The organism is Erythrobacter sp. 'gip.4 top 5', from assembly GCF_056495765.1.
This window is the reverse complement of the sequence record NZ_CP200270.1, coordinates 1,992,561-2,015,917: the sequence shown is the minus strand read 5'-3', so window position 1 is coordinate 2,015,917 and position 23,357 is coordinate 1,992,561. Positions and strand designations below refer to the sequence as shown.

The following is a 23,357-nucleotide window of genomic DNA, read 5'->3' as shown; positions in this document are numbered from 1 at the left end:
GTGGCCTCAGGCACCCCGCTCGTAAAGCAACTGACCCTGCGTGATGGGATGCGGGTGTGGTTCGATGCCATGCCCGAGAGCGTGATCGACGAGATCGACGAATATGCGCTTGAGCTGTTCTTCGTCGCCGATCCCTCCGAAATCATTGATGCGGCGCACATCTTTGTGACCGAGCGCGCTGATCTTGAAGCGAAGCTGGATTCGCTTCGCCATCAAATCACGCCCGATGGTCAGATCTGGGTCAGCTGGCCATCTGCGGTAGGCAATCAGCCGACCGAACTGTGCGAAGACGCAATCCGTGAAATCGCCCTGCCGCTGGGGCTGCTCGGTACCAAGCTCTGCGCGATCGATGAGCTCTGGTCTGGCCTCAAGCTCGTCATCCGCAAGGATCTGCGTTGAACGCCTAGGCGGCCTGCGCGCTTGTGCCGCCCAGTGTCAGCTGTTCGCGGAACGTGCCTTCGCTTTCGAGAATGGCAAGACACTGTCGATAGACTTCGGGCGTCCCGATCTTCATCCGTGCGCGCGCTTCGTTGATGTCTTCACGCATCAACGCTTCGATGTCCTGATGCGCAATCCTCGCCGCCGTGTGGCCCAGCCTGCGCCCTTCCCTGATCGCTGCAAAGACCGGCGCCTTCGTGCCACTGATCTTCTTGATCTGCCGTGCGCCCGCATAGGCGATAAAAAGAATGCCGCTGTTCAAATTCTGCTCTTAGGAAAAGGCAAGCAGGCTGACCTCACCCAACGCATCGCGGCCATAGCCGGTCAGTACATGAAACAGGTCATGCGTGTCGCGCAGACGATCAAAATACCACTGCGTCTGGTCGCGGGGCAGGCTTTCGGGCGGCGCCCAACGGTGACTTTCGGTAACCAGGCCAGCTGCTGACAGCCCTTCGCGCTTCATGAAAGCGAGGTAATGCGCCGCAACGCTGTTCGGCGCACAATCGGCCCAGCGTGCGTGATCATCGAGCATTGCCGGAATGTCGACGCTTTCAGCAAGAAGTCGCTGGCCTTCGGGCGAGCAGGCAAAATCGCGCGCCAGTGCAAGACTGCGGCGCCCCTTGGTGGCTTCGATGATATGAAACACCTGTTCGGTGTCTTCCTTGTTTTCAACCAATTTGCCAAAATGGTGCAGCACCTTGAGCGGGCGGAGTCCGGAAGTTCTGCGTTCAGGGGCGACCAACGGAAGTTCAATGAAGGCCATGGCGTCGGGTCCTTTGCGCATCTTGCAAATTAGGTTCAAGAAACGCCACTTACATTGATGTCAGTAAGTGGTCAATTGCGCTCGCGATAGACAGCAAACCCGATCCGACAAATGGGGAACCAATATCTAACGAAGATGATCATCAGCAGGCGCAGTGACGCACGGATTATGCGGCCAGCAATTCCGTCTCGGCAGGCTTGTTGGCGAGCAGATCATAAGGATTTAGTCCTTCAGCCTGCCAGACCCGATGACATTCGCGATACTGGGTTGGTTCGGGAATGCGCATCTCCGCCCTCACGTCAGCAAGCGGCCGTGCCAGCAATTCGCGAATCGGATAGGCCATCAACTGCGGCGCACCCTTGCCGGTGCGATGGGCCTGGCGCACGGCACCAAATACCGGCGCTGCGCTGCCTTTGACCATCTTGCGGATATTCGCTGCGCCCGCGTAGCCGATCAGCAGATGGCCTTGGCTTGGTGCCTGTCCGTGGGTGAACAACAACACGCATTGCTCGCCCAGTGCATCGCGGCCGTACCCCGTCAGGATGTGGAACAGGTCATGCGTGTCGCGCGAACGTTCAAGGAACCATTGCACGAGATCGGGATATTTCGGGCGACCGAGCCGCTCGGCTTCGGCCACCAAACCGGCCGCTGACAGGCCCTCGGCTTCCATGAAGTCGCAATAGGCATGAGCAAGGCTGCCCTGCGGGGTGCGGCGCAGAGAGCCGTGATCATCGAGGATTTCAGCAAGCGAAGGCTCGGTCGCACGGAGCATTTCGCCACGTTCGGAGAGAGAAAGATTGCGAACCCGATCTATAAAATTCGCAGCAGGAAGCGATTCGAAAATCTTGAAGACGAGGCTGGTGTCTTCCTTGTCCTTGATCAGCGCCTGAAAGCTCCGCACGGCGCGAACCGGTCGATAACGCGGCGTTGGCCGGTCCGGATGTCGCAAGACTGTCCCGTCTGCGGCGAACATCTGGCTGTAGGCTTCGTGATGCGATCCGGTCATGCGTTTGCTATCCTTCAAGATGAGCTATCGATAGCCCGACTTGCTTACACGAATGTTAATAGCATAATCCGTGACGCAATCGATACCTATTTTACGACCCGACCCCCAACGAACCGGTCAACACTCTCGCCACTGCTCACGCGGAATACCCAATAATTGCAAAACTGCGGTCAAATCGCCCGAATCGATACGGCCATTGGCGGCGGCACGCGCCTTGGGTTTGGCGCGAAAGGCGAAACCGTATGTAGCCTCCTCGATCATTGGAATATCGTTTGCCCCGTCGCCAGTAGCTAGGCTGTGCGCGCCTTCGCTCATACCGCCCAATTCGTCCCGAAGCACCGCTGCCTTGACCGCGCTGTCCGTGATCGGGCCAATCAGCCCACCGGTCAGCTTGCCGCCTTCCACACCCAAACGGTTACCCACGACGCGGTGAAACCCCAGCATTTCTGCGACCGGATCGGCAAAATGGTGAAAGCCACCCGTGACCAACACTGTGCGCGTGCCCAGCCCGGCAAGCGTGGCCACCAGTGTCGATGCGCCCGGCGTTGCAGTGATGCGATCGGCGAGGCAGGCGTGGATGGCATCCTCTGCCAAACCTTCCAGCAATGCCACCCGTTCGCGCAAAGCCGATTCAAAATCGAGTTCACCCTGCATCGCCCGCTCCGTAATCGCGGCGATTTGCGGTTTGAGACCGGCGTAATCAGCCAGTTCGTCAATGCATTCCTGACCGATCATGGTCGAATCCATGTCCGAGACGAACAGGCGCGGGACAGCGATGCTATCGCGCGCAACCAGCATGTCGGCACCTTCGAACGCAGCATCAATCGCTGCCAGAACCGCGAATGGCTCGCCGTGATCGAAGCGAAGTTCAAGAACGCCATGATCGTCTTGAACCGAAGTGGATGGATGATGTGGCACATCGCTTTGGGACAATGCCTCCGACAACGCATCGAGACGCGTTTCACATTCCTCCGTCTCTGCTATCAGCCGCGCAATGAGCATCGCCGTATCTCCATCAGCACCGCTCGCGCTCATTGCAGGGCCAACCGCCAGCGGCAAGAGCGCGATTGCAATCGCCTTGGCCCATCGCCTTGCCGAAACCGGGCAACGCGGGGTCATTATCAATGCCGACAGCGCGCAGGTTTACGCCGACCTGCAAGTATTGTCCGCACGTCCGTCTCAAGAGGATATGCAAGGCATCGAACACCGCCTGTTCGGTGCATGGGACGGCAACAAGGCTTGTTCCGCCGGCGCCTGGGCTGCTCGTGCCACAGCCGAGATCGACGCTTGCCACGCTGAAGGCATAGTTCCCATTCTTGTTGGTGGCACCGGGCTTTATCTCAAGGTGCTGCTCGAAGGGATTGCGCCAATACCTGAGATTGATCCGGCGGTTCGGGCCGCGGTGCGCGCTTTGCCGGAGGATGCGGCCTACAAACTGCTCCAGTTGGAAGACCCGCTGCGCGCCGCAGAGCTTGACCCCGGCGACCGCCAGCGCATCGCTCGTTCCCTTGAGGTCAAACGGTCAACCGGCGTGACGCTGGCAGATTGGCAACTGGCCAAGGTCGGCGGGATCGGAGACGACGTTACGCTTCATCCATTGATCCTGGAGCCAGACCGGCCCTGGGTTTATGAACGATGCGATCGGCGCTTTGAAGCTATGCTGGAAAGCGGCGCGCTTGCCGAGGTGGAAACCTTACTCGCGCGCGGTCTTGATCCAGACCTGCCGGTGATGCGTGCGATCGGCGTGCCAGAAATTGCCGCGTACCTGGAAGAAATCCTCAACCACGATGAGATGGTGGCAGCTGGGCAGCAAGCAACCCGAAACTTTGCCAAGCGCCAATTCACGTGGTTCCGGCGGCAACCACCGCCGCATTGGCCCCGCTTGCAGATCTTGGGTGAGCACGAAAACGTCAATTTGAACGACTATTTTGCATCTTTATTACGTGAATAAGCCTTGACCTATCATATTGTGACGGGTAGCGGCTGTGCACGGCGGTCCGATGCATCCTTTTGCATCGGGCCAGTTTCTTTTATTGTCGCCCCAAACCCTGTGGCTGCCCGTGTGGCCCAACGTGATCAATCAAATGGAGAGCCCCGTGCCCGGCATGCCGGAACCTGCCTCGAATAATGCTGCGCTCGTTAGCAAGAGCTCGGATAACGCCGCCGCCATGAGCGGCGCGGCCATTCTTGTGCAGTGCCTGATTGAACAGGGCGTTGAATATGTCTTCGGCTACCCCGGCGGCGCGGTGCTTCCGATTTATGACGAATTGTTCGGCAACGACGAGGGCCCCGGGGGCATTCGTCATATTTTGGTGCGTCACGAAGCGGGCGCAGCGCATGCCGCCGAAGGTTACGCCCGCTCAACCGGAAAGCCCGGCGTTGTCCTAGTGACCTCCGGCCCGGGCGCGACAAATGCGGTCACCGGCATTGCGGATGCATGGATGGACTCGATCCCGCTGGTCGTCATCACTGGACAAGTGCCGACCGCTTTGATCGGTACGGACGCGTTTCAGGAAGCGGATACTGTCGGCATCACGCGCCACTGCACGAAGCACAATTATCTGGTGAAAGACCCGGCCGACCTGGCCGCGACGGTTAAGGAAGCTTTCCGCATTGCCACCACCGGCCGGCCCGGCCCGGTCGTGATCGATATACCCAAGAACGTGCAGATTGCGGTCCCCTCGGAACGCCGGGCGCTCACCCGCGCGGGCGCACATCGCTACACGCCCCAGACTGTCGCCCCGCCCGAACAAATTATCGAGGCGATCGAGATGATCGCAACCGCGCAGCGTCCGATTTTGTACACCGGCGGCGGCGTGATTAATTCCGGGCCGGAGGCGAGCTGCTTGTTGCGCCAGCTTCAGGACATGACCGGCGCGCCTGTCACGTCGACCCTGATGGGTTTGGGTGCCTTTCCCTCGCAGCATCCCGATTGGCTCGGGATGCTGGGGATGCATGGCACCTATGAAGCCAACATGGCGATGAACAAGGCCGATGTGATGGTCTGCATCGGCGCGCGCTTTGATGATCGCGTAACCGGGCGCCTTGATGCGTTTTCACCAGACTCGACCAAGATCCACATCGATATCGACCGCAGCTCGATCAACAAGGTCGTGCCGGTCGAACTCGGTATCGTGGGTGACTGCGCAACTGTGCTTTCGCAGTTGATCGAGGCTTGGGGTTCGCGGCAGGCACGCGATCTTGGTGAGTGGAAAGCGCGGATTGCGGGTTGGCGGGCGCGGCAATGTCTTTCTTATCCGGAACGTTCGGTAAAGCATCCGGGCATGATCATGCCGCAAAAGGCGGTGGAGCGCCTCCACGCCCTTACCCATCACCGCAGCCCGATCATCACCACGGAAGTGGGCCAGCACCAGATGTGGGCGGCGCAATATTTCGGTTTCGAAGACCCGAACAAGTGGCTGACCAGCGGCGGACTTGGCACGATGGGCTATGGCTTGCCGGCTGCGATCGGCGCGCAGCTGGGCCATCCTGATGCGCTGGTGATCGACATTGCGGGCGAAGCCAGCATCCAGATGAACATTCAGGAACTTGGCACCGCCAGCCAGTATCGCCTGCCGGTCAAGGTCTTCATCCTCAACAATGAATACATGGGCATGGTCCGCCAGTGGCAGGAACTGACCTATGAAAGCCGCTATTCGAACAGCTATTCTGACAGCCTGCCCGATTTTGTGCGGCTTGCCGAAGCCTATGGCTGGAAGGGTATCCGCATCCATGAAGCAAGCGAGCTCGACGAAGGCATTGCCGCGATGCTGGCGCACGATGGCCCGGTTATGGTCGATTGTCTGGTGGCGCAGGATGCCAATTGTTTGCCGATGATCCCATCGGGTGCAGCGCATACTGACATGCTGCTCTACGGCGACACAGTCGAAGGCACGATGGACGACGAAGCCAAGGCGCTGGTGTAAGCCACCGCTTCACGGGAATACATGCCATGAAAATCACCGAAGCGGCTTCAGAGCGTCACGTTCTCACTGTTACTGTGGACAACGAGCCGGGTATTTTGGCCAAGATCACCGGTCTGTTCACCGCGCGCGGCTATAACATCGACAGCCTGACTGTGGCCGACATCACCGAAGATCATGCGGTCAGCCGCATCACCGTCGTCACCAATGGCCCGCCGCAAGTGATTGACCAGATTGAGGCGCAGCTTGATCGACTTGTGCCGGTGCACAAAGTTACCGACCTCACCACCGCAGGCCCGCATGTCGAGCGCGAACTGGCGCTCATCAAAGTCGCCGGGACGGGTGATAAGCGAGTCGAAGCCTTGCGCGTTGCGGAGATTTTTCGCGCGCATGTGGTCGACACGACCACCACAAGCTTCGTATTCGAATTGACCGGCGCACCCGACAAGATCGACAGCTTCGTCGCGCTGATGCGCGATCTGGGGCTGGTTGAGGTCGGCCGGTCGGGCGTGGTCGGGATGATCCGCGGGGCCCAAGGGGTCTGATCGAAAGTTTCAAAAATTCAACGCACAAGAGAGAACAGTGATGAAAGTTTACTACGACGCCGATGCCGACCTTGATCTGATCAAGCCCAAGAAGGTCGCCATTGTTGGCTATGGCTCACAGGGTCATGCGCATGCGCAGAACCTGCGTGACAGCGGCGTTGCCGAAGTCGCCATCGCGCTGCGCGAAGGGTCGGCCACTGCCAAGAAGGCACAAGACGCCGGTTTCAAGGTGCTTTCCAACACCGAGGCTGCGCAATGGGCTGATGTGCTCATGATCCTTGCGCCCGACGAGCATCAAGCTGGCATCTGGGAAAACGATCTCAAGGGCCACATGAAGCCCGGCAGTGCGCTCGCATTCGCACACGGTCTCAACATTCACTTTGGCCTGATTGAGCCAGGCGCGGATATTGATGTCATCATGATCGCACCGAAGGGGCCGGGTCACACCGTTCGCAGCGAATATGTGAAGGGTGGCGGGGTGCCGTGCCTTATCGCTATCCATCAGGATGCGACAGGCAGCGCCCATGACGTCGCGCTTGCCTATGCCAGCGCCGTTGGCGGTGGGCGATCGGGCATTATCGAAACCAACTTCCGCGAAGAGTGCGAAACCGATCTGTTCGGCGAGCAGGCCGTGCTGTGCGGCGGGATCACACACCTCATCCAGGCCGGTTTCGAGACATTGGTCGAAGCGGGGTACGCGCCCGAAATGGCTTATTTCGAGTGCCTCCACGAAACCAAGCTGATCGTCGATCTGCTGTATGAAGGCGGTATCGCCAACATGCGCTATTCGATCAGCAACACCGCAGAATATGGCGATATCACCACCGGCCCGCGCATCATCACCGCCGAAACCAAGGCTGAAATGAAGCGCGTGCTGGCCGACATTCAATCTGGGCGGTTCGTGAAAAACTTCGTGCTCGATAACCGCGCGGGACAGCCCGAATTGAAGGCCGCGCGCAAGACCGCGCAGGCGCACCCGATTGAACAGACCGGCGAAAAGCTGCGCGCCATGATGCCATGGATCGCCGCCAACAAGCTGGTCGACAAGGCAAAGAACTGACGGAACGACGGCCTGCTGCGGCCAATTGAGGAACATTACCGGGTTTTCGGGGATTGAGCCACCTGAACAAACAGGAGGCCAATCCCCGATGAACCGTTTTGCTTTTGCCGCCGCCGCTGCTGTGACCCTTGCCGGAGTGACCGGCGGGATCGCAGCGGCGCCTGCGATCTTCGCACAGGATGCTGCGCAACTGGCCGGCGCCAAAGATCCCGCGCGCGTCACCGCAGGCACATACACGCTCGACGCTGCCCACACGCTGGTCAATTGGCAGGTCAACCATTTCGGATTCAACGATTATTTCGGGCTGTTTGGAAACATCACCGGCACGATGACGATGGATCCGGCGAACATCGAAGCCGCCACCTTCGAAATCATGGTTCCGATTGCTGAGGTTAGTGTTGCAAGCTCGGGCCTTAAGGATCATCTGCTGCGGGCGGGCAAGGACGGCGCAGCACCTGATTTCTTCGGGCCATCGCCGGGCATGGCAAAGTTTACCTCGACGAGCGTAACGCGCACCGGTGCCAGCACTGCCAGCGTGATTGGTGATCTGACCATGAACGGCAAAACCGCGCCGGTCGCCATGGCGGTCGAATTTATTGGCGCAGGTGCTAATCCGATGAGCAAGAGGGAAACCGTGGGCTTCCATGCTCGCGCCATGATTGATCGCACTCAATGGGGCGTCAACTATGGCGTTCCGATGGTGGGCAAGGATGTGACCATGACAATCAGTGCGGCGTTCGAGAAGCAGTAAAGGCCTCTCGACACATATTCGGCAATCGGGCAGGCGTGTTGTACGATGCGCCTTTCCGATTGCCACAATATCGATGACTTTCGCAGGCTCGCCAAGGCACGCCTGCCCTTCCCCGTGTTCGATTACATCGACGGGGCAGCCGATGACGAAGTGACAAAAGCGCGGAACACATCCGCGTTTTCGGACGTCGACCTCGTGCCAGAAGTTTTGGCGGATGTGGCCGAGATCGATACCTCTTGCGTGTTGCTGGGCCGCAAATCCGCACTTCCGCTGATGCTTTCCCCGACCGCGGTGCAGCGCGCCTTCCACTGGCAAGGCGAAATTGCGGTCGCCAAGGCCGCTGAGGCATACGGTTTGTGGTTTGGCATATCGAGCCTCGCCACCCGGAGCATCGAGGAAATCGCCGCGCTCACCAGCGGGCCAAAGCTGTTCCAGCTTTATGTCCATAAGGACAAGGGCTTGAACACCCACATGATAGAACGCTGTCAGGCGGCGAAATTCGATGCGCTGGCGTTGACAGTGGATACGATTGTTTCGGGCTAGCGCGAAAGGTGCTTGCGCAGCGGTTTCACAACCCCGCCCCGCTTCACCCCGTCGAGCATTTTCAGCTACGCGACCCGGCCCCGGTGGACGCTCGATTACATGCTGCGCGAGAAATTTCGTCTGCCCAATCTTGACACGCATGTCAGCGAGGGGAGCGGTAAAGCGGTCAGTATTGCGGAATATTTCAATACGATGCTCGACACCTCGATGAACTGGGACGCTGCGGCGCAGATCCGCGAGCAGTGGGGCGGCACTTTTGTCCTGAAAGGTATCATGAGCGCCGGCGATGCCCGCCGTGCGGTCGCTATCGGGGCGGATGCGATCATGATCTCCAACCACGGTGGCAGGCAGTTGGATGGATCGCGTGCGCCGTTCGATCAGCTGCCTGAAATCGTTGATGCCGTTGGCGGCGAAATCGAGATCATTTGCGATGGCGGTGTCCGGCGCGGGACGCACGTAATGAAAGCGCTGTGTAGTGGTGTGACCGCAGCATCGGGCGGTCGGCTCTACCTCTATGCTCTGGCTGCGGCAGGTCAGGAAGGGGTCGAACGTGCGCTAGGCATTCTCAAGGATGAGCTGGAGCGCGGTATGCGGCTGATGGGCGTGACCCGCATCGACCAGCTGACACCGGATCGCTTGCGGCAAAGCCGGTAAAAGCGGCAATGTCATAAACCGGTAACGCAAAGCGGGTTTTGGCAGAGCAACCCAACTTGATGGATCTCGACACCATGATCGCTGCCCTTCGCGTATTCACCTTCGCCTCAGCCGCCCTTGCCCTGTCCGCTTGCGGCGCTGAGACGGAGCAGCCCGGCAAAGAGGCCGAAAGTTTTGCCGCCAGAATTGGTGGCAGCGATGCAACCGCGGCACCGGGAACCGCGCCAGCACCCGCCGCGACGGTAATCCCCACCGACGCTACCCCGCTCCCCGGCGCGGCTCCCGGTCCTTTCGCCAGGGGAACCCTGACCGATCCTGCCGCCAAGACCTGCGGCGCGCCTTTGATGGGAGGCTTCATCGGTAAGCTTGCCGATCAAACGACCCGCGCCGAGATCGCGCAAATTCTGGGCCGCACGGACAATCTGCGCTTCGTGGCCTTCGGCAGCGGGCTTAACGTCAACCCGGATTCCACAAACCCGCGCCTGTCGATCATGCTCGATGCGCAAAACATCATCCGCGACGCGCGTTGCGGCTGAACGGGTGACGGTTGAAATGCGGGCCATTCCCGGCTTGCACCGCACGTAATAATCGGCAAAGACTGCCGCCATGACGCGAAACGGACTTACGCTGCTTCGACTTATGCGCCCTTGGGCGTAGGCGACTGCGCGCACCGGACAGCGCGGCACCGCTCCCAAGGGTAACGGCCGCAGCTTCCCCATTCCTTTTCGCGATGAGCCTTTCACCATGCCCATGCTCAAGCAGCCTTCCTCCAAGTATCGTCCGTTCGGCCAGATCAACCTGCCCGATCGCCAGTGGCCTACGCGCCTGATCGAAAAGGCCCCGCGCTGGCTTTCAACCGATCTGCGCGATGGCAACCAGTCGATCATCGATCCGATGGACGCCGTGAAAAAGCGCCGCTTTTTCGATCTGCTCGTCGAAATCGGCGTGAAGGAAATTGAGGTCGGCTTTCCCAGCGCCGGCGCAACTGAATTCGATTTCATCTCCGGCCTCGTGAAATCGGACGCAATTCCTGACGATGTCATCGTGCAGGTTCTCACACAAAGCCGCGAAGACCTGATCCGCACCAGCTTTGCCAGCCTCGAAGGCGCGCGCGCTGCGATCGTCCATCTCTATAACGCCGTTAGCCCCGCATGGCGCGACATCGTGTTCCGGATGAGCAAGGACGAGGTGAAGGCCATCGCTGTCGCGGGTGCGAAGGTGATGCGGGACGAAGCGGCGCGGTATCCCGACACCGCATGGCATTTCCAATACAGCCCTGAAACCTTCTCCACGGCCGAGCTCGACTTCAGCATTGAGGTATGCGCTGCGGTGATGGACGTTCTTCAGCCCTCGCCCGATCATCCAATCATCCTGAACCTTCCCGCAACCATCGAAGCGGCCACGCCAAACATCTATGCCGACCAGATCGAGTATTTCGGCCGCTATCTGCCCAACCGCGAAAGCGCTGTATTGTCATTGCACACCCATAATGATCGCGGCACAGGCGTTGCGGCAGCGGAACTTGGCTTGATGGCGGGCGCCGACCGTGTAGAAGGCTGCTTGTTCGGTAATGGCGAACGCACCGGTAACTGCTGCCTCGTGACAATGGCCCTCAATCTCTACACGCAAGGGATTGATCCTGAACTCGATTTTTCCAACATCGACCGGGTGATCGAAACGGTCACCTATTGCAACGATCTGCCCGTTCATCAGCGGCATCCCTATGGTGGTGAGCTGGTTTACACTGCGTTTTCTGGCAGTCATCAGGATGCGATCAAGAAGGGCTTTGAAGCCCGCGAGACCCAGAATGACGAGGCTTGGCGCGTTCCCTATCTTCCTATTGATCCAGCCGATCTCGGGCGCAGCTACGAAGCGGTCATCCGCGTCAACTCGCAATCCGGCAAAGGCGGCTTTGCCTGGGTGCTGGAGAAAGACCAGGGCCTCAAGCTTCCCAAAAAGATGCAGGCCGATTTCTCCCGTCATGTGCAGGCAATGGCGGATGATCTGGGCCGCGAATTGAATGCGTCAGATATTTGGGATGCCTTCCGCAAGGCCTACCACGTAAAGACCCGTCCCAAGCATTTCCAGCTCGTCCGCTACGAGGAAAGCCGCGCCTCCGATGGAACCCGCATCTTTGCGGGAACCATCGCGGTAGATGGCGCCGAGCAAAGCGTTTCAGGCCGCGGCAATGGTCTCATTTCCAGCGTCATGGGCACTTTGCGCGAAGCGTTCGGCGTGGAGCTTGAAGTGGTGGACTACACCGAACATGCGTTGGGCGCTGGCACCGATGCGCGCGCGGCGGCCTATCTCGAATGCCGCACACCTGATAGGCGAACCATCTGGGGTTGCGGGATCGACGAGGACATCGCAACGGCCAGTGTGCGCGCGGTGTTAAGTGCTTCCAACGGAGCTGTGGCGCCAATCGCAACCTGACATAGGCTTCTCTTGCGCGCCGCCAGATTTACGCGCAACTTGCCGATGACGGAGGAGGAGTGTGGCCATGACCAGTTGGGAGCAAAACCCGCCTGTACCTGCAGCACAAGCCGGCTCTAAGATGGCCGAAAATCTGGCGTGGAGCGACCTGTCGACAGCGTTGGTAGCAGGGTGGCGGGATTTTCTCGCCATGCCGCGCTTCGGCCTGTTTTTCGGCGGTGTTTATGTCCTGTCAGGCCTCGGGATCGGGTGGCTCACGGTGACCGGCGGTGAACTCACGTGGCTGATCCCGGCGATTGCAGGCTTCCCGTTAATCGCGCCCTTCATTGCTGTTGGTTTGTATGAAGCAAGTCGCCGCCGCGCTGCCGGTGAGCCCTTATCGTGGCGTGGGTGCTGGGCGCATTGAAGGGGCATGACGACGACCAGATCCTCTCTATGGGCGTGATTGTGTTTGTGGCGTTTTCGTTCTGGATGATCGTCGCCCATGCGATCTTTGCGGTGTTCATGGCGGAAAGCGGGATGAGCGCCGCGCGCGGAGCAGATATGCTGGCGGCTTTCCTGATGCCCCAGGGGCTTGCTATGCTCGCGGTGGGAACCGCAGTAGGCGCAATGATGGCCTTCGCTTTCTATGCCATGACCGTCATCAGCCTGCCCTTGCTGGTAGACCGCAAGGTCGATTTTCTCACCGCGATCATCGCCAGCCTGACCGTGGTGCGCCGCAATGTTGTCGTCATGCTCGGATGGGCGGCCATCATTGCTGCACTGCTGTTCGTGGCGATGCTGCCGGGGTTCCTCGGCCTGCTGGTGGCGTTGCCGGTGCTGGGCCATTCGACTTGGCATCTTTATGTTCGGGCGTCTGATTAGCGACGCTTTTGGCTTTACACTTTTCTCTTTGCGGCCGGAAGCTTGCCGGGCTTAGGATGCGCACAAGGGAGAGAAACATGACCGCCACCACGCATCAGTCCGAAGCGATTCTTGAGCCAGAACTGCCGATCATCGACCCGCATCACCATCTTTGGGATTTGCGGCCGATGCTGCCCATGTTCCCTAAACCGCACCATCCCTTCATTGCTGCCCTGGTCGACAATGCACACTACACATTTGATCAGCTTCACGCCCACCTGAGCGGGGGCCACAACATCGTCGGCACGATCTTCATGGAGTGCGGGGCGTTCTACAACGCCGCCTATGGGGATGCGTTGAAACCGGTTGGCGAGGTCGAGTTCGTAAATGGCGTTGCCGCACAGTCGGCAAGCGGGCTTTACGGCCCTTCACGCTATTGCGCCGGGATCGTGGGCCATGCCGATCTGATGCGTGGGAGCGAGGCTGGCGACGTGCTGGATGCCCTGCACGCTGCGGCTCCACGCCGCTTCAAGGGGATCCGCCATGCCGGGGCATGGGACGCCGATGCCGAAGTGCTCGGCCCGCCCTTCCACCATCCCGAGGGCTTGTACCGCGATAGCACGTTCCGCGCTGGCTTTGCAGAATTGGGCAAGCGGGGCATGACGTTTGATGCCTGGGTGCTTGAGCCGCAGTTGCCTGACGTGATCGATCTTGCCCGCGCCTTTCCCGATCAGCCAATCTGCCTTGACCATTGTGGCACGCCGCTGGGAGCAATGGGCTACAAAGGCAAGCTACCCGAACGCTTCGACATTTGGCGAGACAACATCCACGAACTTGCACGCTGCGAAAATGTGGTCGTGAAACTCGGCGGCCTTGCCATGGCATTCTGCGGCCTTCCCGAAGATGGCCCCTGCGCAGGCCATGGTTCAGAATACCTCGCCGCTCTGTGGCGTCCTTATATCGAAACCTGCATTGAGGCTTTTGGACCGAACCGCGCCATGTTCGAAAGCAATTATCCCGTCGACCACTGGGGCGCGGATTACACTGTGCTGTGGAACGCCTTCAAACATCTTACCCATTCAGCCAGCGCCGATGAGAAAGCGGCGCTTTATGCTGGAACCGCGGCGCGCTTTTACGGGCTGGAAACCTTGCTGGAGCCTAGCTTGTCAAATTGACACTTGGCAGGCCCCCAGCCCGCGTTAGAGATGCAGACGCAAAACAAAGTTTTTTGGAGAAACCGATGCCGCTTCCCGCCCACTTTGATCGCTTGCGTTTGCCGCTGATCGGATCGCCGCTGTTCATCGTTTCGGGGCCGGAACTGGTCATCGCACAATGCAAGGCAGGGATTATCGGCAGCTTTCCGGCGCTGAACGCGCGGCCGCAATCGCAGCTTGATGAATGGCTCCACCAGATCACCGAGGAATTGTCGGCGCACAACCGCGCACATCCCGACCGGCCGGCCGCGCCCTTTGCCGTCAACCAGATCGTCCACAGGACCAACGACCGGGTCGATGCCGACATGGCGACCTGTGAAAAGTGGCAGGTGCCCATGGTCATCACTTCACTCGGGGCGCGGGAGGACATCTACACCGCTGTGCGCAACTGGGGCGGGGTCACCATGCATGACGTGATCAACAACCGCTTCGCGCGCAAGGCCATCGAAAAAGGCGCGACGGGTTTGATCCCCGTGGCGGCAGGCGCAGGCGGTCATGCCGGCGCGCTTTCGCCTTTCGCGTTAATGCAGGAAATCCGCGAGTGGTTCGACGGTCTCGTCGCGCTATCGGGTTCCGTCGGACATGGGGCGACGATCCTAGCCGCGCAGGCCCTTCGCGCCGATTTCGCCTACGCCGGCAGCGCCTTCATCGCGACCAAAGAAGCCAATGCCGACGAAGCCTACAAGAATGGCATCGTCGAAGGATCATCGGAAGGGATCGTCTACACTAACCTGTTTACAGGCGTGCATGGCAACTACCTGCGCTCCTCGATCGAAGCGGCAGGCATGGACCCAGACAACCTGCCAGAAAGCGATCCCAGCAAGATGAACTTCGGTAGCGGCGGCAACACCAAGGCCAAGGCATGGAAGGACATTTGGGGTTCTGGCCAAGGGATCGGCCCGATCAAGGATGTGGGCACGGTCGAGGATCTGGTCTCACGGATGGAGCAGGAATACCACGCGGCCAAGGCACAACTGCTTGCCAATTCCGGCTACGCCGCGTGGGGCGCGTTCGCTGAAGCTGCCGAGTGAAGGTTACTGCGCGCCCCATAGCGTCTCTGCCATCGTGTCGAGTTCGCTGAAGTTGTAGCCCGTGCCTAGCGGGTCTTTGCGATTGAGCAGAACCCGCCGGTGCTCGGCAAGCAACTGTCGCCTGAGCGCGCCTTGCAGAAGATGAAGACGCAGCAGGGCTTCGTTCAGCGCCCCCTCGGCGTCCTCATGGCGGGCAGCCGACCAGTGTGCTTCGATTTGCCCAACGCGCGCGATGACGACTTCGTTGTAGCGCGGGTGTGGACCGCGGTGCAGCGGCATTCCGGTGTTGACGCTTGCCGCTTCAGTAGCGGGAAGCAACAGCCCATTGCGGCGGAAGTCATCAAAGCCCACCCGCTTGCGCCCGACATCGACAAACATGGCGCCAAAACATTGCCGCGAGAGCAATTGGCGCGGCAGCAGGTGATGACGTTGTAGACCGGCGTTGTAATCGGGCGCGCCCGGCGTATTGACCGAACGAAAGGCGATCACGGTCCGGCTGACGGTGCGACCCCAAGGTGGCATCTATTCGCGCCACACGCCTATGATTGCACGATCGCTTGACGGGCGCAGCACCAGGCGCGTGCCATCCGGCGCGGTAATGTGATCTTCTGTCGCCAGACCTCCTGCAAGAACAAGGTGGTTGACGATGCGGATCGCCAGCCGCGTCGCTGCACTTCTGTTTGCGCTTAGCGGAGGTTCGATCCACAATTCCTGCCCGATCCAGAACGACAGCCCAACACTTTGCAACGCTGCATCCGCTGTTTCGACAAAGGCGGTCAGGCCCAACGCCGGGAATGGCCCGCCATCGAGCCAGGCAGCCGTGACTGATTCGAAGAAACGCCGCCCTATCGCGGTTTGTGCTGGACCCCATCCAACTGCAGCGAGCTGATCAAAATACCGCACCAGATCGCATGCCAGCGCCAACATCATGCGGGTCACGGGAAGACTGTTTTCGGACGTAGCGAGATGCGGCCCCGGACGAAGCGTCATAACCTCATATTCGCCTGGCGCCGGCAGTTCGGTCATATCGAACCGGTGGATAATTTCGGGAAAGGGGCATTCAGGCCCCGGCGCCAGGCCGCTTAGATCGAAGGTCAGCCCATCGCGCAACAACTCCAGCCAGTGTTGCTGGCCAGGCCACAACGCCTCGTGGTGGGCCGCGTCCGTACCGAAAGGGTCATGACTGATGCCAACCGACGGCCAGCGCGCTGCAAAGGCGCCGATCGCACTTCGATCGGGCCGTTCGCCACGGGCAAACAGCAGGTGCAGCTCAGCGTCATGAGCGCGCTGCGACTGTGAAATCTTTTGGCCCCTTACCTTTGCCAGATACAAGCAACTCAGACGCATACTGAATGACGTGTTTGGTTGACATCGTCGAGTCCCCAAAGGCGAGACCAGTCCCGTTTTGGAGCAATCTCTAGAACACGCCCAGCCGCAGTCCCTCAGCCAATGTTCTCCCGATTTCGCGACATTGATCCAAGGCTTCAAAGGGGACTGTTTTGGGTGCCAAAATCACTTTGGGGGCTTGTGCAGCGAGATTGACGATCATTGGCGCGGCCACCCGCTTCAATCGCCATCCGGTCACGATCCGGTCGATCTGCCGCTGGGCGCCCTCGCCGTCCGATCCTGCGGCAATAAGGGTTGCGTAAGGACGGCCTTCGATCCGGTTCAGTAGGGGATAATAGGCACGGTCGAACATATCCTTCATCAGCCCACTCATGCTGCCAAGGTTTTCGGGACAGCAAAAAAGGTAACCATCAGCGCCGAGCAGCATTTCCGGCTGCGCGTCTTCCGCCATGACAAGAGCGCCTGTGGCCCCTGCCCCTTCGAACGCAGCCTGCGCCATCGCTTCGGTTGCACCAGTACGGCTGTGCCAGATGATCAAAAGGCTAGGATCGGAAACCGTGTTGTTCATACAGACAAGCTCTGCCGCGCGCCTGTCGATTGTCAATCAGGCGTCCCTGTCAGTGAAGCAAGCTTTCCGCTATCAGGCACCATGGCCACCAGCACTCTCCCTCCGCCCGGTTTTGCTCCCGTCCTCGGCGTCGCCATCTCGCTATCAGGCAAGGCGTGGCGCTGGCGGGGTGGGAACATGGAGCTTGGCGAGGAACAGGCCGGCGGGCAGCACAGTCTCAATCATGCGATCCTCGATCAATTGCTGCTGACCCGAGGCGTTGCCGAAGATGACCTGGCGCGCCATGCCCAGCCCACGTTGCGAGCCTTTCTGCCCGATCCGTCGAGCTTCCGTGATATGGACACCGCTGCCGAACGCCTTGCGCACAGCGTAATGACCGGCGAACGCGTCACGATCTACGGTGATTATGATGTCGACGGCGCGACCAGTGCTGCGCTGCTTGTGGAACTGCTCCGCCAGCTAGGGCTTGAAGCGGGCTATTACATTCCAGACCGTTTGCTGGAAGGCTACGGCCCCTCGGGCGAGGCGCTGGTGCGCTTGGGCGAAGCAGGATCGAGCCTTGTCGTCACAGTCGATTGCGGAGCGATGGCACACGAAGCGCTCGGCATGGCGCGCGATGCCGGAATCGATGTGATCGTGGTCGACCATCACAAGTGCTCCCACGATCTCCCCCCCACCACCGCGTTGGTAAACCCCAACCGTCTCGACGAGAGCGACCTCGGAGCAGCACACGGGCATCTTGCCGCCGTCGGTGTCGCGTTCTTGCTGGGTGTCGCGCTGGTTCGTACTTTGAGGGAGCGGGGCTGGTTTGGAAACCGGGCCGAGCCCAATTTGATCGCACTGCTTGATCTGGTGGCCCTTGGCACAGTGGCCGATGTCGCCGCGCTCCATGGTCTTAATCGCGCGTTCGTGGCGCAAGGTCTGAAGGTGCTCGCACGGCGCAACAGGATCGGCATGGCCGCCTTGATGGACGCAAGCCGTCTGACACGCGCACCGCAGGCAAGCGATCTCGGCTTTGCCCTCGGTCCGCGCATCAATGCAGGCGGGCGGATCGGCGAATCGACCCTTGGCGTGCGATTGCTCACCACCAATGATCCCGAAGAGGCCCGTGCTATTGCCGCCCAGCTTTCACAACTGAATGAAGAGCGCCGCGCAATCGAGGCCGAGGTGCAGGAGGCGGCAGAGGCGCAGCTGGCCGGGCAGCACGACATGGCGGTGCAAGTGCTTAGCGGTTTCGGCTGGCATCCCGGCGTTATCGGGATTGTGGCCGGACGCATCAAGGAGAAGACCGGCAAGCCCGCGGTCGTAATCGCCCTCGACGATGTGCACGGCAAGGGCTCGGGCCGGTCGATCAGCGGCGTGGACCTTGGCGCGGCCATCATTGCTGCGCGCGAGGCCGGGTTATTGGTTGCAGGCGGCGGGCATGCGATGGCCGCAGGGCTGACGATTGATCCGGTGCGCCTTGCCGACTTTGCCGGGTTTCTTGACGAACGGCTCGCCCGCGATGTCGAACGGGCGCGGGCAGGCGCTGCGATGCTGCTCGATCTGGCGCTCGCGCCAGGTGGGCTGACGCCGGAATTGGTCGAGACGCTGGAGGCCGCCGGCCCCTATGGCGTCGGCTGGCCCGCGCCGCGTATCGCCGTGGGGCCGGTGCGGATCATCAAGGCTGATATTGTGGGCAAAGATCACCTGCGCCTTGTCGCCAGCGGCAAGGATGGGCGCAGCTTCAAGGCGATTGCCTTTCGCGTGGCCGAAACCGAAATGGCGCAGACCCTGCTCCACCGCAGCCAGGGCCGTCAATTCTATCTTGCGGGGCGTGCGCGCATCGATGATTGGGGCAATCGCCCGGCAGCAGAATTGCAGTTGGAGGACGCAGCATTCGCCGATTGAACGCAGGCGTGACGAATTTTTGCAGTGTAGCGCGCAAAAGGGTGTTGACCGATCCGTTTCCCCCCCCTAACTGCGCCCTCTCGCAATCGCGACGGCCCCTTCGTCTAGCGGTTAGGACGCGGCCCTTTCACGGCTGAAACACGGGTTCGATTCCCGTAGGGGTCACCACTTTTAAGGTGGCTGAAAAAGGTGGCAGGCTTCGGTCTTGCCGCCTTTTTTCATGTTCTGCGAACGTCGATCAATATCGCTCTTCGCTTCCCACGAACGCTGACTGGTTGTACAGGCCGTGCCATGGGCAGCGGCCAGAACATTCCGATCGCAGGCATCATGTTGGCGGCAGTGACCTTCGTGGCGCTGCTGCTGCTGGGGACCGAGATTGTCATTGCGCTCGCGGTTTTGACGGTTTGGGTCGGATCGCTTTTGGTCGCGGCAGGTCGTCCGCCCGAACCACCACGTGCCAAGGTGAAGCAGCGTCTCACCCTCGATTCGATCCGTGATTTGATCGAAGGCTCCAACACGCCGCTGGTCATTACAGAACGCAGCATCATCGCGATCGCCAATCGTGCGGCGCGCCGGATCCTGGGGCCGCATGTGATCGGTCAGGATGCGCGGGTTGCTCTGCGCCAGCCAGAGGCAATTTCGTTGCTCAACGAAAGTCGCCAGGGTGAGGCGATTGTGCGCGGCCTCGTTCGGCGAGGAGATATCTGGCAGATCAATCGCCAGATGATTGACGAACGCCTCGCGATGCTTGAGTTCATCAACCAGACGGCAGAAGCCGATATCAGCCGCGCGCATACTGATTTTGTCGCTAATGCGAGCCATGAATTGCGCACACCTCTCGCTGCGATCCTTGGCTATGTTGAAACTTTGCAGGAAGGCGATGCCGGCTTGGACACGCCCACGGCGCACAAGTTTCTTGGCATCATCGAACGCGAGGCGCAGCGGCTGCACGCATTGGTAAGTGATCTGATGAGCTTGTCGCGGGTGGAAGCGGAAAAGCACGATCTGCCTACCGCAGTGATCGACTTTGCCTCGCTGGTCGAACGCGCTGCGTGCGATGCGGCGGGACCGGCTAGGGGCGATCGGCTGAACCTTAAAATTGCCGTCGAACCGCTGGTGCTGGGCGATCGGCAACAGCTTGAACAGGTGGTTCGCAACCTCGTCGACAACGCACTGAAATATGGTGCATCCGATACCCCAGTGAACCTGGTGCTTGATCTTGCGCAAGGCGATCTCGCGCGGCTCGCGGTTGTCGATCAGGGCGAAGGCATCGCGCCTGAACAGATCCCGCATCTCACACGGCGATTCTACCGCACCGATCCGGGGCGCAGCCGCGCCTCGGGCGGCACCGGACTTGGTCTTGCGATCGTCAAGCATATTGTCGAACGCCATCGCGGACGGCTCGACATCACCAGCGAGCTTGGAAAAGGCACGCGGGTTGTGGTGCGCCTTCCGCTTGCCGAGGCTGATCCGCCGACGCAATCCTGTCCGCCTGACAACGATGACGCCACCATCCACCCAACGGAAGCACAACAACTGTCATAGCAGTGTCTTATTTCTTCAACATGCGGCCTTCATGCCATTTGGGCCGATTCCGGCGCCTGATCTCGTCCGGAGATTCGGCGAACTTTTCGCCTAAACGATTCTCCTTCAGGGAACACAGGTCACTTTCATGTCGCCGATCACGCTGATCCTGATTGCTCTGGGCCTTGGCCTGCTGGGCTGGCTAGCGGGCCGCGCCAAGGCTTGGGGCTTCCAGTCCAGCGATCCTGCGCTGCGACCCGCCTCTCGCCCGATCTACCATGCTTGGTATGTCGCGCTATGGGTGGTGATCCCAGTGCTCATGTTTGTCGTGGCATGGTCGGTTATCGCGCCGCAACTGGTCATGCAGACCGTTCTCGCGTCACCGGCGACCAGCGGTCTGCCCGCCTTTGGATTTGAACGCGATGCTTTCCTCGGCGAAGCACGGGCCGTGGCGCTCGGCCAGGCGCCCGGTGTATTCAACGACGAAGCAGAGCCGCTGATCGCGCCCTTCCGCGAGGCTTTTTCCTATTACAACACGATCGGCATCATGGTGACCGTGCTGATCGCAGTGGCGGGCGGGGCGCTGGCCTTCCTGCGGCTGCGCCCGCAATTCGGTGCGCGAACACGGGTTGAGCGGACGGTGATGATGATCCTGCTGCTGGCGTCGATGGTGGCAATCCTGACGACGCTTGGCATTTTCGTCAGCCTGGTGTTCGAAACCGTACGCTTCTTCGGAATGGTATCCCCGATCGACTTTCTATTTGGCACCAAATGGGGCCCGGATACGATGGGGAGCCCCGATGCGGTCGACCCGTCACGATACGGCGCAGTACCGTTGTTCTGGGGCACACTTTTCATCGGTGCGATCATCGCCATGATCGTGGCGATCCCGTTGGGGCTGATGAGCGCGGTTTACCTCACCCAATATGCCGATCCCAAGGTCCGCGCCTGGATCAAACCGCTGCTTGAGCTGCTCGCGGGCGTGCCCACCGTGGTGTATGGCTATTTTGCCGCGCTCACGCTGGCTCCGATGATCCGCGATGCGGCGGTGTCCATCGGCATCACCAGCGCGTCCACCGAAAGCGCGCTTGCGGCTGGAATCGTGATGGGGGTGATGATCATTCCCTTCGTGTCGTCGATGGCGGACGATTCGATGGCAGCGGTACCGGGCGCCATGCGTGACGGCAGCCTTGCGATGGGCGCAACCAAATCCGAGACGATCCGCCGCGTCCTGTTTCCGGCCGCGCTGCCGGGTATCGTTGCTGGCATCATGCTGGCCGTCAGCCGTGCAATCGGCGAGACAATGATCGTGGTCATGGCCGCATCGCCGGCGGCCAACCTGACTGCCAACCCGCTTGAGCCAATGTCGACCGTGACCGTGCAGATCGTCAAGCTTCTGACAGGTGAGCAAAGCACCGATCACCCCGCAACATTGAGCGCCTATGCCTTGGGCTTTGTCCTGTTCATGGTGACGCTGGCGCTCAACTTCATCGCTTTGCGCGTCGTCAAACGTTTCCGCGAGGCTTACGAATGAGCAGTTCTGCCTTTCCCCACGCTAAGGATGCCGAAGCGCCATCTCTCGGCCCCACGCGCACCTCCGCATTCGAGCGGCGTCTCGCAAAGCGTTACCGCGCCGAGCGCAATTTTCGGCTCGTTGGCATGAGCGCTGTTATATTCTCGGTCGCCGTGCTGGTTTTCCTGCTTGGCAATATGCTGATCAACGGCATCTCCGGATTTCAGCGGGCCGAGATTGCCGTCACCATCGATTTTGCCGAAAGCGGCGTGACGGGCGATGCGGTATCCTTGACCGCGCCCAGCGCGATGCAAACGCTCGAGATGCAGGGCCTGCCCGATGTCGTGACATTCTTCGCTGAAGAACAGCTTGGAGGGGATGCCGCCGCCGAAATTTCGCCAGAGGCTTGGCGCGATCTCGCCAATGCGCTGGCTGAAGATCCTTCACTGGTCACGGGCAGCAAGACATTCCACTTGGCGACAAGCTCGGCTCTGGCAGCCGGTCTGCAGGGCGAAGGCGCTCCCGAAACGCAAGCCTTGGCCCAGCGCCTGGCCCAGGACGGGAAGCTGTCACGCAATTGGGACTGGGGATTTCTTGCGCGATCAGACGCCACGAACCCGCGTTCGGTTGGCATTTGGGGCGCGCTCAAGGGCACTATGCTGACCATGCTGGTGACGCTGGTGCTGGCCTTTCCGATCGGTGTGCTTTCAGCGCTCTACCTTGAAGAATATGCGCCGCGTAACCGCTGGACCGACGTGATCGAGGTATCGATCAGCAATCTGGCAGCCGTGCCCTCGATCATCTTCGGTCTGCTAGGTCTTGCGGTTTTCCTTGCCCTGTTCCCCAACCTGCGCTCCGCGCCGTTGATCGGTGGGATGACGCTGGCACTGATGACTATGCCGGTGATCGTGATTTCGGGGCGCAATGCGATCAAGGCGGTGCCACCTTCGATCCGCGACGGCGCGCTTGCCATCGGTGCCTCGCCGATTCAGGTGGTGTTCCACCATGTGCTGCCACTGGCGTTGCCGGGCATGTTGACGGGCACCATCATCGGCATGGCCCGCGCCTTGGGCGAAACCGCGCCGCTCTTGTTGATCGGGATGCGCATTTTCGTAGCAACGCCGCCCGATGGCTTTACCTCTCCGGCCACGGTGCTGCCGATGCAGATCTTCTTGTGGTCCGATGAAATCGATCGCGGCTTTGTTGAGCGTACCAGTGCCGCCATTATCGTGTTGCTGGTGTTCCTGCTCGCAATGAACGGTCTCGCCATTTACCTCCGCAACAAATTCGAGAAACGCTGGTGACTGTAAT

At 60.2% G+C, this 23,357-nt stretch carries 21 protein-coding genes, 1 tRNA gene and 2 pseudogenes; 17 read left to right on the top strand and 7 right to left on the bottom strand.

Features of this window, described 5'->3' with window-relative positions:
• The gene (locus tag ACRANW_RS09665; protein WP_479431589.1) at positions 1-399 is read left to right on the top strand and encodes a DUF3052 family protein; all 399 of its coding nucleotides are present in this window, start codon (positions 1-3) and stop codon (positions 397-399) included.
• A 4-nt stretch (positions 400-403) separates the two neighbouring features.
• Here the strand turns inward: ACRANW_RS09665 and ACRANW_RS09660 are convergent, their stop codons facing one another.
• The 4 genes from ACRANW_RS09660 to serB form a co-directional block, all read right to left on the bottom strand.
• Entirely contained in the window at positions 404-700 is a 297-nt protein-coding gene (locus ACRANW_RS09660; RefSeq protein ID WP_479431588.1) for a hypothetical protein, read from the bottom strand.
• Between the two features lie 9 nt (positions 701-709).
• Positions 710-1,201, bottom strand: a complete 492-nt coding sequence (locus ACRANW_RS09655) for a Coq4 family protein (protein ID WP_479431587.1) — start codon at positions 1,199-1,201, stop codon at positions 710-712.
• 166 nt (positions 1,202-1,367) lie between these two features.
• Positions 1,368-2,207 carry a Coq4 family protein gene (locus tag ACRANW_RS09650; protein WP_479431586.1) on the bottom strand — a complete coding sequence of 280 codons (840 nt, stop codon included), beginning with the start codon at positions 2,205-2,207 and terminating at the stop codon, positions 1,368-1,370.
• Between the two features lie 117 nt (positions 2,208-2,324).
• The gene (gene serB / locus ACRANW_RS09645) at positions 2,325-3,209 is read right to left on the bottom strand and encodes a phosphoserine phosphatase SerB (RefSeq protein WP_479431585.1); all 885 of its coding nucleotides are present in this window, start codon (positions 3,207-3,209) and stop codon (positions 2,325-2,327) included.
• On the opposite strand from serB, the gene miaA reads away from it, so the two are divergent.
• From miaA to ACRANW_RS09590, 11 genes and pseudogenes are all read left to right on the top strand, one after another.
• A complete protein-coding gene (gene miaA / locus ACRANW_RS09640) occupies positions 3,202-4,158 on the top strand; it encodes a tRNA (adenosine(37)-N6)-dimethylallyltransferase MiaA (RefSeq protein WP_479431584.1) in 957 nt (318 codons plus the stop codon). The genes serB and miaA overlap by 8 nt on opposite strands.
• Before the next feature lie 217 nt (positions 4,159-4,375).
• On the top strand, positions 4,376-6,133 hold the full coding sequence (gene ilvB / locus ACRANW_RS09635; protein WP_479433911.1) for a biosynthetic-type acetolactate synthase large subunit: 1,758 nt from the start codon (positions 4,376-4,378) through the stop codon (positions 6,131-6,133).
• A 26-nt stretch (positions 6,134-6,159) separates the two neighbouring features.
• Positions 6,160-6,675: an acetolactate synthase small subunit gene (ilvN, locus tag ACRANW_RS09630; RefSeq protein WP_479431583.1), complete on the top strand. Its 516-nt coding sequence runs from the start codon at positions 6,160-6,162 to the stop codon at positions 6,673-6,675.
• 40 nt (positions 6,676-6,715) lie between these two features.
• On the top strand, positions 6,716-7,735 hold the full coding sequence (gene ilvC, locus ACRANW_RS09625) for a ketol-acid reductoisomerase (protein ID WP_479431582.1): 1,020 nt from the start codon (positions 6,716-6,718) through the stop codon (positions 7,733-7,735).
• A gap of 88 nt (positions 7,736-7,823) precedes the next feature.
• Complete coding sequence (locus ACRANW_RS09620) at positions 7,824-8,486, top strand: YceI family protein (RefSeq protein ID WP_479431581.1); 663 nt, start codon at positions 7,824-7,826, stop codon at positions 8,484-8,486.
• 45 nt (positions 8,487-8,531) lie between these two features.
• Positions 8,532-9,683, top strand: a pseudogene (locus ACRANW_RS09615) (alpha-hydroxy acid oxidase).
• 74 nt (positions 9,684-9,757) lie between these two features.
• Positions 9,758-10,219: a hypothetical protein gene (locus tag ACRANW_RS09610; RefSeq protein WP_479431580.1), complete on the top strand. Its 462-nt coding sequence runs from the start codon at positions 9,758-9,760 to the stop codon at positions 10,217-10,219.
• Between the two features lie 208 nt (positions 10,220-10,427).
• Positions 10,428-12,116, top strand: coding sequence for a 2-isopropylmalate synthase (gene leuA, locus ACRANW_RS09605; RefSeq protein WP_479431579.1), 1,689 nt, complete (start codon positions 10,428-10,430; stop codon positions 12,114-12,116).
• Positions 12,117-12,183: 67 nt separating this feature from the next.
• A pseudogene (locus tag ACRANW_RS09600) lies at positions 12,184-12,980 on the top strand (DUF2189 domain-containing protein).
• Positions 12,981-13,057: 77 nt separating this feature from the next.
• Entirely contained in the window at positions 13,058-14,134 is a 1,077-nt protein-coding gene (locus tag ACRANW_RS09595; RefSeq protein ID WP_479431578.1) for an amidohydrolase family protein, read from the top strand.
• A 65-nt stretch (positions 14,135-14,199) separates the two neighbouring features.
• Entirely contained in the window at positions 14,200-15,204 is a 1,005-nt protein-coding gene (locus ACRANW_RS09590; RefSeq protein WP_479431577.1) for an NAD(P)H-dependent flavin oxidoreductase, read from the top strand.
• 3 nt (positions 15,205-15,207) lie between these two features.
• Here ACRANW_RS09590 and ACRANW_RS09585 read toward each other — a convergent pair whose 3' ends face one another.
• The 3 genes from ACRANW_RS09585 to ACRANW_RS09575 all read right to left on the bottom strand — a co-directional run bounded on the left by ACRANW_RS09585 (position 15,208) and on the right by ACRANW_RS09575 (position 17,119).
• Positions 15,208-15,726: an AHH domain-containing protein gene (locus tag ACRANW_RS09585; RefSeq protein WP_479431576.1), complete on the bottom strand. Its 519-nt coding sequence runs from the start codon at positions 15,724-15,726 to the stop codon at positions 15,208-15,210.
• Complete coding sequence (locus ACRANW_RS09580) at positions 15,727-16,551, bottom strand: hypothetical protein (RefSeq protein ID WP_479431575.1); 825 nt, start codon at positions 16,549-16,551, stop codon at positions 15,727-15,729.
• A gap of 70 nt (positions 16,552-16,621) precedes the next feature.
• Positions 16,622-17,119 (bottom strand): flavodoxin family protein, encoded by a 498-nt coding sequence (locus ACRANW_RS09575; RefSeq protein WP_479431574.1) that lies wholly within the window; start codon positions 17,117-17,119, stop codon positions 16,622-16,624.
• 81 nt (positions 17,120-17,200) lie between these two features.
• Here ACRANW_RS09575 and recJ point away from each other — a divergent pair, with 81 nt between their 5' ends.
• The 5 genes from recJ (at position 17,201) to pstA (ending at position 23,350) form a co-directional block, all read left to right on the top strand.
• Positions 17,201-19,009: a single-stranded-DNA-specific exonuclease RecJ gene (gene recJ, locus ACRANW_RS09570; protein ID WP_479431573.1), complete on the top strand. Its 1,809-nt coding sequence runs from the start codon at positions 17,201-17,203 to the stop codon at positions 19,007-19,009.
• 93 nt (positions 19,010-19,102) lie between these two features.
• Positions 19,103-19,177 (top strand) — tRNA-Glu (locus ACRANW_RS09565).
• Between the two features lie 123 nt (positions 19,178-19,300).
• Positions 19,301-20,554: a sensor histidine kinase gene (locus ACRANW_RS09560; RefSeq protein WP_479431572.1), complete on the top strand. Its 1,254-nt coding sequence runs from the start codon at positions 19,301-19,303 to the stop codon at positions 20,552-20,554.
• 127 nt (positions 20,555-20,681) lie between these two features.
• Positions 20,682-22,067, top strand: coding sequence for a phosphate ABC transporter permease subunit PstC (gene pstC / locus ACRANW_RS09555; RefSeq protein ID WP_479431571.1), 1,386 nt, complete (start codon positions 20,682-20,684; stop codon positions 22,065-22,067).
• Positions 22,064-23,350 (top strand): phosphate ABC transporter permease PstA, encoded by a 1,287-nt coding sequence (pstA, locus tag ACRANW_RS09550; protein ID WP_479431570.1) that lies wholly within the window; start codon positions 22,064-22,066, stop codon positions 23,348-23,350. Before pstC ends, pstA begins: the two co-directional genes overlap by 4 nt.
• Positions 23,351-23,357: the final 7 nt, after the last annotated feature.

Coding starts and splice junctions, on each gene's coding strand:
- ACRANW_RS09655 (WP_479431587.1), bottom strand. CDS start 1,201: ATGGCCTTCATTGAACTTCCGTTGGTCGCCCCTGAACGCAGAACTTCC.
- ACRANW_RS09650 (WP_479431586.1), bottom strand. CDS start 2,207: ATGACCGGATCGCATCACGAAGCCTACAGCCAGATGTTCGCCGCAGAC.
- miaA (WP_479431584.1), top strand. CDS start 3,202: ATGAGCATCGCCGTATCTCCATCAGCACCGCTCGCGCTCATTGCAGGG.
- serB (WP_479431585.1), bottom strand. CDS start 3,209: ATGCTCATTGCGCGGCTGATAGCAGAGACGGAGGAATGTGAAACGCGT.
- ilvB (WP_479433911.1), top strand. CDS start 4,376: ATGAGCGGCGCGGCCATTCTTGTGCAGTGCCTGATTGAACAGGGCGTT.
- ilvN (WP_479431583.1), top strand. CDS start 6,160: ATGAAAATCACCGAAGCGGCTTCAGAGCGTCACGTTCTCACTGTTACT.
- ilvC (WP_479431582.1), top strand. CDS start 6,716: ATGAAAGTTTACTACGACGCCGATGCCGACCTTGATCTGATCAAGCCC.
- ACRANW_RS09620 (WP_479431581.1), top strand. CDS start 7,824: ATGAACCGTTTTGCTTTTGCCGCCGCCGCTGCTGTGACCCTTGCCGGA.
- ACRANW_RS09610 (WP_479431580.1), top strand. CDS start 9,758: ATGATCGCTGCCCTTCGCGTATTCACCTTCGCCTCAGCCGCCCTTGCC.
- leuA (WP_479431579.1), top strand. CDS start 10,428: ATGCCCATGCTCAAGCAGCCTTCCTCCAAGTATCGTCCGTTCGGCCAG.
- ACRANW_RS09595 (WP_479431578.1), top strand. CDS start 13,058: ATGACCGCCACCACGCATCAGTCCGAAGCGATTCTTGAGCCAGAACTG.
- ACRANW_RS09590 (WP_479431577.1), top strand. CDS start 14,200: ATGCCGCTTCCCGCCCACTTTGATCGCTTGCGTTTGCCGCTGATCGGA.
- ACRANW_RS09585 (WP_479431576.1), bottom strand. CDS start 15,726: ATGCCACCTTGGGGTCGCACCGTCAGCCGGACCGTGATCGCCTTTCGT.
- ACRANW_RS09580 (WP_479431575.1), bottom strand. CDS start 16,551: ATGCGTCTGAGTTGCTTGTATCTGGCAAAGGTAAGGGGCCAAAAGATT.
- ACRANW_RS09575 (WP_479431574.1), bottom strand. CDS start 17,119: ATGAACAACACGGTTTCCGATCCTAGCCTTTTGATCATCTGGCACAGC.
- recJ (WP_479431573.1), top strand. CDS start 17,201: ATGGCCACCAGCACTCTCCCTCCGCCCGGTTTTGCTCCCGTCCTCGGC.
- ACRANW_RS09560 (WP_479431572.1), top strand. CDS start 19,301: ATGGGCAGCGGCCAGAACATTCCGATCGCAGGCATCATGTTGGCGGCA.
- pstC (WP_479431571.1), top strand. CDS start 20,682: ATGTCGCCGATCACGCTGATCCTGATTGCTCTGGGCCTTGGCCTGCTG.
- pstA (WP_479431570.1), top strand. CDS start 22,064: ATGAGCAGTTCTGCCTTTCCCCACGCTAAGGATGCCGAAGCGCCATCT.